Origin of the sequence: Mesorhizobium sp. M7A.F.Ca.US.005.03.2.1, assembly GCF_003997795.1 — a bacterium.
GTDB lineage: Bacteria > Pseudomonadota > Alphaproteobacteria > Rhizobiales > Rhizobiaceae > Mesorhizobium > Mesorhizobium ciceri.
The window spans coordinates 1-9559 of record NZ_RZRP01000117.1 but is presented as its reverse complement, the minus strand read 5'-3'; the positions used below and the strand labels follow the sequence as shown (position 1 = coordinate 9559).

Below are 9559 nucleotides of genomic sequence, written 5' to 3'. Positions count from 1 at the left end.
TCTTGAAGGAGCCGCTCACCTGGAGGCATTCGAGTTTCAAATAGACATCATTTTGGAGGTTCGCGCCCGTGGCATGGTCGAGCTTGACGACCGGGGTGCGCCGTATGAAGGGGGCAATGCGCCGGGCAGCCGCCATGATGTCTTCATGGCTCATCGGTCAGTGCCTCCGGATATTCGTTGGCCAGCACGAAACAGCAATTCCCCGGGCGCACGCGGCCGGGTTGACGCTTGGCGAAAACGATGCCGTCGATGGGGTGAAGGAGATCGATGGGCGCGCGCGACGGCGTGTGGAGGAAGTGAATGCGTCCGGCAAGGTCGCCTTTGCTGACGGCACTGCCGAGCGGGCTCAAGGGTTCGAAGACACCGTCCTCCTCGGAAAGCAGATAGCCTTCGCTTCCGGGCACCTTGAGCACGCGTGCGTTGGCGCCAGGGGCAATGTCAGGCGCGCCCTTCAGGACGCCTGCATGTTTCAGCACATTGCGGATGCCCCTGCGGCAGATGGCCAACGCATCCGGACTGACAAGGCCGCCGCCGGCCATCTCGCTGCCGATGACGATCAGCCCCTGGTGATTGGCGGACGCGGTCGAGGTCCGGGTTTCACCGAGATTGTCGACCATGACAACGGTCGGCGCCCCGAAGGCGAGCGTCGCCTTGATGTTCTTGCGATGCCCCTGCGCGGTCGGGGAGGGCTCGATGATCGCGCTCGGCAGGATCATCAGGGACGAACCGCCGGAGTGGAGATCCAGGAAATAGTCGGCCTTCGGAAACAGGATGTCATGCACATAGGCCGCTATCTGGCTTGTCAGCGTGCCGTTGAAATCGCCTGGAAAACTGCGGTTGAAATTCAACCCGTCGATCGGGGAGGTGCGGGTGCCGGCCTCGACGGCCCGAATGTTGATGGCCGGAATCGCGATGATGCGACCGGCTATATCCCGTGGTTCGATCTCGCGCAGAAGCTCGCCGAGCGCGATCGGCCCCTCATATTCGTCGCCATGGTTGCCGCCCTCGATCAGGACCGTCGGACCGTCGCCGTTCTTGATGACGGCGAGCGGAACGCGGACCGTGCCCCAGGCATCGTCGTGCGGCGATTGAGGCACATGGAAGAAGCCGATCTGCTTGCCCTCGCGATCGAAATCGACCGACGTGTAAACACTGTTGTTCCGGGGCGTGATGGTCGCGCGGACAGTGTTTGCTGGTCTCTGTACGGTCATTGGTCGGCCTCGAAATTCATTGTCCCCGTCATCATGACAGTTTTATATATGGTGTCAAGTTTGGATATAAAACCAATGGCAATTCCGATTTCTTGTCTCTATCGTGCGTGGACCACCGGGGATTCTTCGAATGGCAGATGACGCAAAAGAGAGTGGCAAACCGACCTATTCGGCCCCGGCGCTGACGAAGGGTCTGGATGTCCTGGAGCTGCTGGCGGAGGCGCGGGCGCCCTTGACGATGAAGGAGATCGCGGAAGGCCTCGGTCGTTCGAAGAATGAGATTTTCCGGATGCTGATCGCGCTCCAGGAGCGTCAATATATCGAGCGCAACGCCGAGACCGACGCCTATTCGTTGACCGACAAGCTTTTCAAGCTGGGGCTGCACACGCCGAGCGCTCAGGATCTCATGTCCGCCGCAATGCCCGAGCTGACGCGGATTGCCGGGGACTCAAATCAGTCGCCGCACCTGGTCGTCTTCAATCATGGCTTGACCGTCGTGACCGCGGCCGTTCCCGGCGGCGAGGACATGGCGTTCACGCTGCGCCTCGGCTACGGCCGCCTGGCCACCGACGCGACCTCCGGCCATGTGATCCTTGCCTTCCAGCCGCCAAAGGTCGCGACGCGGATGATCGACGAATGTGCGGCACATTCGCCGGCGCCGCTGGATCGAGAGGCGCTGGAAAAGCAGCTTCGTACCATCCGCGCGGACGGTTACTGGATGCGCGAGAGCCGTGATTTCGTCGGCATCACCGATATCTGCTGTCCGGTCATCGGACCGGACGGCAGCGCCGTCGCCTCCATTATCGTCGCCTATATCAATCGCCATACGCGTGAAAGCCGCCATGCCTTTACTCTGGAGGTCCTGCGTGCTGCCTGCGATCGCATCTCCATGAAGCTGTCACCGCGGGTTCGCTGAGGGGTCGTGGTGCGCTGACGGCGCAGACGAGGCACCGCCCGCGGGACGTTTGCACCGGATTGATAATACCAGTATGGGTCCAGTCAGGAATGTTTTGATCCTGGGTGCTTCTCGCGCGGGAGGAAGAGCAATGACAACCGTGAACCTGATCGGGCTTGTCAGTCGGGAGATGGAAGCGACAGCCTCCGATGTGCCGCTTTACCGACGGTTGAAATCGGCGATCGAGGCAGCGATCCGTTCCAACGCTTTGAAGGCCGGCGCGGTTCTGCCGGGCGAGCGGGTTCTGGCGGAAGCCCTGTCGATCTCGCGTGTCACTGTGAGAAAAGCTCTGGCGTTGCTCGAAGAGGAAGGGCAGCTCAATCGCCGGCATGGTTCCAAAACCGAGATCGGGTCGCGGGTCGAAAAATCGCTTTCGACGCTGACGAGCTTTTCGGAGGACATTCTGGCGCGCGGCCTGAAGCCTGGATGCCTATGGCTTTCCAAACAGATAAGCCGTCCATCGCCAGCCGAAATGATGGCTTTGGGTATTGCCGCAAACACCAATGTAATCCGCATGCGCCGCGTGCGGACGGCCGATGGCGCGCCGATCGCCGTCGAGGTCTCGGCCGTGCCGGTTCGCTTCCTTCCTTCGCCCGAGATGGTTCAGGACTCCCTCTATGAAGCGCTAGATGCACGCGGCTTCCTGCCTCAGAGGGCAATCCAGCGCATGCGCTCGCGCGGCGCATCGCTGGAGGATGCAAGACACCTTCATTGCGAGATGGGCGCACCGCTGCTGATGACCGAGCGCCGCTGCTTTCTCGCCGACGGACAGATCGTGGAATACTGCGAGACACGCTACAAGGGAGACGTCTACGACTTCGTCTTCGAGCTGCAAAGATAATACCAGTTATGAACTGGTTGTAATCTGGTATTTTCCATTTATCGTGATGGCGACAGGGGAGTGCCGACGTGCAGCGGGAAGACATCGCCAACAGTCTCATCGTGTCCTGCCAGCCGGTTCCCGGCGGCCCGATGGACAGTGCGCAATTCGTGACGGGCTTTGCCAGGGCCGCTCTTGAAGCCGGAGCCAAGGCCCTGCGCATCGAATCCGTGCCCTATGTCGCGGCCGCCCGCCTGGCCGTCCGCGAGCCGATCATCGGTATCGTCAAGCGCGATCTGACCGACAGCCCCGTGCGCATCACGCCCTATCTGGCCGATGTCGAGGCGCTGGCCGAGGCGGGCGCCGATATCATCGCTTTCGATGCGACGGACCGTGTCCGTCCCATTCCTGTCGAAGCGCTTGTGAAAGCCGTCAAGGCCAGGAACAAGCTGACCATGGCCGATTGCTCTTGCCTTGACGATGCGCGCCGGGCCCTTGCCGCGGGTGTCGATTTCGTCGGCACGACGCTTTCCGGCTATGTCGGCGGGCCGGAGCCGGAGGATCCGGACATTGCCCTCATCGCTCAAATGCGAACCCTGAGCCCCTACGTCATCGCCGAAGGGCGTATCCGGTCGCCGGAGCAGGCGGCCGCCGCCGCGCGCGCCGGCGCCTGTGCCGTGGTTGTCGGATCGGCGATCACCCGTACCGAGCACGTCACCTCGTGGTTCCACCAGGCGATTTCCGGGGCCTATGCGGCAAGGGGCACGCAAACCGTGCTTGGCCCAACCGTGCTGGGCATCGACATCGGGGGAACCAAGACCATGGCCGCGCTGGTCAGCGGCGGCAAGGTGGTCGAGGACATGATCGTGCCTACCGCGCGAGAGGCTGGACCCGACGCCTGGCTGGCATCCCTTGCGCAAAGCACGTCAGCCTGGTCAAGCCGCTTCAGTCGTATCGGTATTGCGGTGACGGGGCTGGTGCACGATGGACGCTGGTCGGCGTTGAATCCGGCGACGCTTGGCATTCCCGACGGCTACCCGCTGGTCGAAAGGGCATCCGCTGTTTTCGGCAAGCCCGTCTGTGCGTTCAACGATGCCCAGGCAGCCGCCTGGGGCGAATACAAATTCGGCGCCGGGCAAGGTTGCGACATCGTCTTTCTGACCATCTCGACCGGAATTGGCGGCGGCATCGTTTGCAACGGCCGATTGCTGTCCGGTCTTGCCGGTCACTTCGGTCTGATCCGTGGTTTGTCTGCAGACCAGGCCCCACTCGAAGACAGCACCTCCGGCCGCTGGATCGCTTCGCAGGCCCTCAAAGCCGGCTTCAAGGCCGATGCCGCCGATGTGTTCGGGCGTGCGCTGAAGGGCGAGGCCTGGGCCGACGCCATCGTCTCGCGGAGCGCCTCGCGGGTCGCGACGCTGTGCCGGGACATTCAGATGATGTTCGATCCGAAATCGATCGTCATCGGCGGCAGCATCGGTCTTGCCGATGGCTATCTCGACCGGGTGCGCGCGCATCTGGGCGAGGTTCCACCGCGCCTTTCCTCCAATCTCGTTGCGGCGAAGCTCGCGGGCCACGCCGGCGTCATCGGTGTTGCCGATCTTGCCGAATGGGCAAGGTAGCGGCGCCGCCGGTCATGCCATGCAAAAATCATCAAAAAAGAAGGGAACGATCATGAAATTGAGCAGGACGTCTTTTGCGCTTATGGCCACCCTCCTCGCGGGGACAGCTTTGCCGACCTTTGCCAACGCAACCGTGACCGTGCTCGGCTGGCCTGGCGGGTCCGAGGAAACCGCACTGCGGGCAACCGTGGAAACCTATAACAAGCAGGCAAGCGATGCCGACAAGGTGGAGCTGCTGTTCTTCAACCGGGAAGGCTTTTACGACAAGCTGCAGGCTGACATGGCGGCCGGATCCAGTGCCTTCGACGTGAACCTCGTCGCCACCTACTCGCTCGGTCGCTACGCGCCCTATATGGAGCCGGTCGATCTTGGCACGGACGCGGTCAAGGTTTTCGGCGAATCCGTTCTCAAGACGATGCAGTTCGACGGCAAGCAATACGGCGTGCCGACAGACCTTTCGTTGCACTTCATGTACTACCGCAAGGATCTCATCGACGCCTTGATCGGGGATGACGCCGCCAAGAAGACCTATGGTGAAATCGCCCAGAAATATCTCGGCAAGCCGCTGCAGCCGAAAGACCCGGACAGCTGGACCTGGGACGACTGGGCGGCCACCGCCCTCTATTTCACCAAGCAGGTGAACCCCGACAGCCCGGTGCGTTATGGCACGGTCCTGCAGATGAAGAACCTGCTGTTCAACATGATGGTCTTCCAGTCCCTGCCGCGCTCCTACGGCGGCGACTGGATGAACAAGGACGGCAATGTCACGGTGGATTCCGATGCCTACAAGACAGGCCTCGAACTCTACAAGAAACTCTATGATGCCGGTTCTTCGCCCAAGGATTCGCTGAGCTACGAATATGCGGAAACCAACGCGGCCTTCGCATCCGGCCAGGCCGCGACGGCGCTGCAGTGGAATGCCGCGGCGGCGGATCTGACCAGCACCGAAAAATCCCCGGCCGTCGCCGAGGTGACCGGGATCGTCGCGCCACCGGCAGGTTCCGACGGACGCGCCGATCATATCCACGGCCTTGGTTTGGGCCTTAACAAGAACGCCAAGAACAAGGAAGGCGCCGTCAAGTTCCTGAAGTGGCTCGCCACCGAGGATGCGGCCTTGCTCTATGCGCGCAGCGGCGGTTCGCCGGCATTATCTCCCGATGTCGTCGCCAAGGTTGCGAAGGAACGTCCCGACCTCGTCAAGCTCGGCGAATTCGCCAGCAAGTACGGCTATGTCATGACCGGAGCGACGTCCGCGAGTGCGCTCCCGGTCTATGAACTGCAGGCAAAGGAGTTCACCGGCTACTGGTCCGGCCAGCAGAGCCTCGAGGATGCGCTCGCCCACACCAAGGCGGGCATGCAGGACCTTCTCAAGAAATGAACCATTTGCCGGACGCCGGGTCGAGGCTCGGTGTCCGGCGCGTTTGGCGGATCGACATGGCCCTTGTGACACGTGCCGAAGGCAGGATGTATCTGACGCCGCTGGTCGGCTTCCTGCTGCTGTTCCTCGGCTTTCCGGCGATCGTCAACCTGATCTATTCCGTTTCGACCGTTACATTCGAGACGCTGCGCAGTCCGGTGTTGAGTGGTTTCGCCAACTATGTCGCGGTGTTGAACGACCGCGAATTCTGGAGCTCGGCCTGGTTCTCTCTGCGCTTCGGTATTCTTACCGCATCAGCGGAATGTCTGATCGGTCTTTTCCTTGCCATCTTCCTGGCGCCGCTTCTGAGCAAGCGCCCAGTTCTGATGGCGCCGTTGATGCTGCCGCTGATGGTCGCGCCGGCCATGGTCGGTCTCATGTACCGGCTGGTGCTGCATGAATTCGCGGGCCCCGTCCCCTACTATCTCTTCGAATGGTTTGGCGACAGCCCGGCCTTCCTCGACATCGACAATGCCTTCCGCACCCTTGTCGTCGTGGAGACGCTGCAATGGACGCCTTTCGCCTTCCTGCTCTTCTACATGGCCTATTCGGCCATACCGCTCGACGTGCGCGAAGCCTCCTCGCTCGATGGCGCATCACCGTTTGAGATCGTCCGGTGGATCGACCTGCCATTGATGAAGCCGACGCTGGTCATCGCGTTTTTCATCCGTTTCATCGACGGTTTCCGGGTGTTCGACAATGTCTATGCATTGACCGGCAGTGGTGCAGGAGGTTCAACGACGTCCTTGTCGATCTACATCTACCAAGCCTTCTTCAAGGAAGGGGCTATTGGCAAGGCGGTCGCCGCCTCGGTTGTCCTGTTCATGGCGTCGTTCATCGTTCTCCACTGCCTTAACCGGCTTGCCGGCCGCAGGAAGCGTTGACGATGGCCGGGGCACTGCGCTGGATCGTTTTTGCCATCGCCGTGCTGGCGATGAATTTCCCCATTATCGTGACGCTGATCACATCGCTCAAAAGCCAGCGCGAGCTTTCGACGAACCCCGGTTTGTGGATCAGCCAGCCGACGCTCGACAACTATCTGGAGGTCCTGACGCAGACCAGCCGCTTCAACATCTATGCCTATCTGCTGAACAGCACCGTGGCGGCGCTGATCGGAACCGGCCTTGCGATCGTGCTCGCGTTCCCGGCTGCCTATGCGATCGCGCGCAGCGAGGCGGGAAAGCGCTTGGTCCTGCCGATCGTCATCAATCTTCGCGCCGTGCCGCTGATCATCTTCGCGATCCCGCTTTACATGATGTACCAGTGGCTGGGCCTGCTCGATACGCGGATCGGGCTCGGGCTCATCCTGACCATCGTCAACGCGCCGCTTGCACTCGTCATCCTGGTGAACGCGATTTCAGATGTACCAGTCGAACTCGACGAGGCGGCGAAAGTCGATGGCGCAAATTCCTTGCAGGTGATGATGATGATCGTCCGGCCCGTCATCCGACCGGCGCTGGTCACAACCTTCATCTTCGGCTTCATCACCGCCTGGAACGAATTCCTCTTCGGCCTCATGCTGACAACCAGTCGTGCCGTGCCGATGACGGTCGGCGCATCCTTCTTCTTCGCCGCGAGCGGCGGTGGCGTGAAATGGGGAACCGCTTCCGCGGTCATGATGCTGGGCGCCTTGCCGCCGGCATTGCTGGGTCTTGTGATGTATCGGCAGATATCGGGATCCATGACCGCTGGGGCGGTCAAAGGCTAAAGCAAGAAGAAGTTCGTCTTTCCGACAAATTGGACAACCCAATCCGACAGCGCCAGCGCACTTGTCAGGCCAGGTGACTCGATTCCGAAAAGACGGATCAGCCGTCCGGACGGATCAGCCAGAATGTCGAAATCGCCGAACTGCAACCCGTTCGTTAGGCCGTAGCCCACAATAGCTCGGCTCCAGTTCCCCCTCTCTCAGCCCCGGCCAATAGATGGCGCGTAAAATGGTGTGGCCTCGGGCTGGCCGAGGAAGGAAGAAATGGTGCAGCTTGCTGATGGCGAAATCGCGATGGCGCAGACGCAGCGCAGTCTGGTTAGGTCCAGCCTAAGCCGAACTACTGAAAATCATAATTTGTGCAGCGCACCCAACGTGCTTTGCTCCGCCATCGGCTGAAAGAAAACAAGAAAAGAACGTCAGGCGACAGGCTTCGGCGATGCCTCCGGAGCGGGTTTCGTTCGGGCCGGGATAACGCCCGACTTCAGAAAAACAGGGGAACGTGATGACGACAATAATCTCGAAGTTTCGCCGGGCCGCGCTGGTGGCCGGCATTGCGCTCAGCGCCATATCGGTGAGCCTCCACGCCGAAGCTGGCAGCTTGAAACTGGGCATGACGACCTGGGTGGGGTACGGACCGCTCTTCCTTGCCCGTGACATGGGTTACTTCAAGGAAGGTGGGCTCGATGTCTCGCTTGAGATCATCGAGGAAGCATCGCTGTATATGGCGGCTGTTGCCGCCGGCGAGCTCGACGGCAGCGCCTCGACCGTCGACGAGATCATGAAGTATCGTTCGAAGGATGTTTGCTTCAAGTCGGTCTATGCGCTGGATGACAGCCATGGCGGCGATGGCGTGCTCGCGCCCAGCGGGGTCAAGAGCATCGCCGACCTCAAAGGCATGGACGTAGCGCTGAACGAGGGTTCAGTGTCGCAGTTCTGGTTCAATATCCTGCTCAAGCAGGCCGGTCTCACCCAGGCCGATGTGAAGATCACCAACATGACGGCAGACGATGCCGCCGCCGCCTTCATGGCCGACCGCATTCCCGTTGCCGTCACCTGGGAACCGCATCTGACGCTGGCCAAAAAGGAAAACAAGGGACAGGTGCTGATCGACTCCTCCAAGACACCCGGCTTGATCGTCGATGTGGTGGCGCTCAACTGCGACTACATCACGAAGAACCCCGGAGATGTCGAGGCGCTGGTGAAGGGCCTCTACAAGGCCAACGAGTTCATCAAGGAGAATCCTGAGAAGGCGTATGAGGTGATGGCCAAAGGCGTCGGCGGCTGGCTGAAGGATCCGAAGGACTTCGCTTCCTCGGCCGCTGGCGTGAACTTCTACGGTAAGCAGCGCAATGCCGAATTCTTCGCCGGTGGCGAGACTGGCGAAGCCGGCAAGCTGATCAAGCTGGGCGGCGATATCTGGGGCGGCTTCGGCAAGCTCAAAATGGACGTCAAGTATGACGACCTCGTCGATACATCCTTCCTTGGGAAGTAGCTTGGCCTTGGAAAGTAGCTTGGCCTGCGAAGTAATTTGACCTTGCAAAGTGATTTGGCTGAACCGGAGGCGGACCTCGCGCCTCCGGTCCAAGCGGCCCAAAAGGGTATCCCGTGACACTAGCACCGAACACGAGCTCTCTGGTCAGCAATGGCGTGACCGCGAGAGTTGAAGAAGGTCAGGCCGGTCGATCCGTCCTGAAAGTCATCGCCACACCGTTTCGGGCTGTGCCGCGCTCTCTCTCCATTACGCTCGGCTTCATGGTCTGGATCGCCGTCATCGGCGGCTGGTTCGCGCTGACCTATTCCGGAGCGGTCAAGGAAATGTTCCTGCC

9 protein-coding genes and 1 pseudogene are annotated in these 9559 nt (G+C 60.9%); 8 read left to right on the top strand and 2 right to left on the bottom strand.

Annotation, left to right across the window (positions count from 1 at the left end; genetic code table 11):
- Positions 1 to 143: 143 nt before the first annotated feature.
- A complete protein-coding gene (locus tag EN991_RS09405; RefSeq protein WP_127368637.1) occupies positions 144 to 1211 on the bottom strand; it encodes a succinylglutamate desuccinylase/aspartoacylase family protein in 1068 nt (355 codons plus the stop codon).
- Between the two features lie 130 nt (positions 1212 to 1341).
- Here EN991_RS09405 and EN991_RS09400 point away from each other — a divergent pair, with 130 nt between their 5' ends.
- The 6 genes from EN991_RS09400 to EN991_RS09375 all read left to right on the top strand — a co-directional run bounded on the left by EN991_RS09400 (position 1342) and on the right by EN991_RS09375 (position 7733).
- On the top strand, positions 1342 to 2127 hold the full coding sequence (locus EN991_RS09400; RefSeq protein ID WP_013530438.1) for an IclR family transcriptional regulator: 786 nt from the start codon (positions 1342 to 1344) through the stop codon (positions 2125 to 2127).
- A gap of 130 nt (positions 2128 to 2257) precedes the next feature.
- Positions 2258 to 3007, top strand: a complete 750-nt coding sequence (locus tag EN991_RS09395) for a GntR family transcriptional regulator (protein WP_027160933.1) — start codon at positions 2258 to 2260, stop codon at positions 3005 to 3007.
- Between the two features lie 68 nt (positions 3008 to 3075).
- On the top strand, positions 3076 to 4608 hold the full coding sequence (locus EN991_RS09390) for a putative N-acetylmannosamine-6-phosphate 2-epimerase (protein ID WP_127368636.1): 1533 nt from the start codon (positions 3076 to 3078) through the stop codon (positions 4606 to 4608).
- An 82-nt stretch (positions 4609 to 4690) separates the two neighbouring features.
- A complete protein-coding gene (locus tag EN991_RS09385; protein ID WP_245460931.1) occupies positions 4691 to 5986 on the top strand; it encodes a sugar ABC transporter substrate-binding protein in 1296 nt (431 codons plus the stop codon).
- Between the two features lie 56 nt (positions 5987 to 6042).
- Positions 6043 to 6909, top strand: a complete 867-nt coding sequence (locus tag EN991_RS09380) for a sugar ABC transporter permease (protein WP_127368634.1) — start codon at positions 6043 to 6045, stop codon at positions 6907 to 6909.
- A 2-nt stretch (positions 6910 to 6911) separates the two neighbouring features.
- Positions 6912 to 7733, top strand: a complete 822-nt coding sequence (locus EN991_RS09375; RefSeq protein ID WP_024503976.1) for a carbohydrate ABC transporter permease — start codon at positions 6912 to 6914, stop codon at positions 7731 to 7733.
- On the opposite strand, the gene EN991_RS39835 is transcribed toward EN991_RS09375, so the two are convergent.
- A complete protein-coding gene (locus EN991_RS39835; protein ID WP_164752743.1) occupies positions 7730 to 7903 on the bottom strand; it encodes a hypothetical protein in 174 nt (57 codons plus the stop codon). The two genes, EN991_RS09375 and EN991_RS39835, sit on opposite strands and share 4 nt — an antisense overlap.
- A 332-nt stretch (positions 7904 to 8235) precedes the next feature.
- Here EN991_RS39835 and EN991_RS09370 point away from each other — a divergent pair, with 332 nt between their 5' ends.
- Both EN991_RS09370 and EN991_RS09365 read left to right on the top strand, forming a co-directional pair.
- A complete protein-coding gene (locus tag EN991_RS09370; protein ID WP_013530444.1) occupies positions 8236 to 9225 on the top strand; it encodes an ABC transporter substrate-binding protein in 990 nt (329 codons plus the stop codon).
- 113 nt (positions 9226 to 9338) lie between these two features.
- Positions 9339 to 9559, top strand: a pseudogene (locus EN991_RS09365) (ABC transporter permease); the annotation flags it as partial.